General features: G+C 67.6%; 1 protein-coding gene. It reads left to right on the plus strand.

Going from position 1 to position 1,043, the window contains the following annotated elements; translation table 11 throughout:
• Positions 1 to 209: 209 nt before the first annotated feature.
• Positions 210 to 1,022, plus strand: a complete 813-nt coding sequence (locus tag ACLQ2U_RS32160; protein WP_425754639.1) for an IS5 family transposase — start codon at positions 210 to 212, stop codon at positions 1,020 to 1,022.
• The last annotated feature ends 21 nt before the right edge of the window (positions 1,023 to 1,043 follow it).

The raw sequence follows: 1,043 nt of genomic DNA on the forward strand, positions 1-1,043 counted from the left end.
AGAGCCTGGTAAATAAGGGGTTCCGGGCGTCGGCTGGCCTCGTGGAGATTGATGATTGCGGCCGTACGGGCGTGGCGGCGTGACATGGGGAAGGGCCTTCGGATACGAGCGAAGGTGACTAAACCAGCACGACCGAAGGCCCAACCCTGTCTGTATACCTTGTCGCCGGTGTCGCCGCATCCGCCACCCCGGCCACCCTCGACGATCACCTGCCCACCGCCCGGCCACGGCACTATCCGTCCGACACCACCGATGCCGAATGGATCGTCCTCGCCCCGCACGTGCCGGCCGGGACCGGACGCGGCCGGCCGATCACCTACCCCCGCCGCGACGTCGTCGACGCGATCCGCTACCTCGACCGGACCGGCTGCCAATGGGACGCGCTACCGGCCGACTTCCCTCACCACAAGCTCGTCTACCACTACTTCAAGACCTGGACCGCCGACGGGACCCTCAACCGCATGCACAACAGCCTGCGAGAGCAGGTCCGCGCGCAGGTCGAGGGCCGTAACCGACAACCGACGGCCGCTCTGGTCGACTCCCAGTCAGTACGGGGCGCGGAGACCGTCGGCCGGGCGACCCGCGGCTACGACGCCGGCAAGAAGATCAACGGCCGGAAACGTCACATCGCGGTCGACACCTGCGGCCTGCTCCTCGCGATCCTGGTCACCGGCGCGAACGTCCAGGACCGCGACGCCGCCAGGCCGCTGCTATGGGCGCTACGCGCATGCTTCCCCACCATTCGGCTGACCTGGGCCGACAGCGGCTACGCCGGCAAACTCGTCGACTGGGCCGCCGCCCACCTCGCCCTGACCGTGCAGATCGTCGCCAAGCTCGCCGGGCAGACCACGTTCGTCGTGCTGCACCGCAGGTGGTGCGTGGAACGCACGTTCTCGTGGATCAACCGGTGCCGACGCACCGTTCGCGACTACGAACGGCTACCCGACCACCACGCCGCGATGGTCCAATGGGCCATGATCATCGTCATGACCCGCCGCCTCGCCCGTCACCAACACACCTGAAACCCTTATTTACCAGGCTCT

It is taken from the genome of Micromonospora sp. DT47, assembly GCF_049844475.1.
Classification (GTDB): Bacteria; Actinomycetota; Actinomycetes; order Mycobacteriales; family Micromonosporaceae; genus Micromonospora.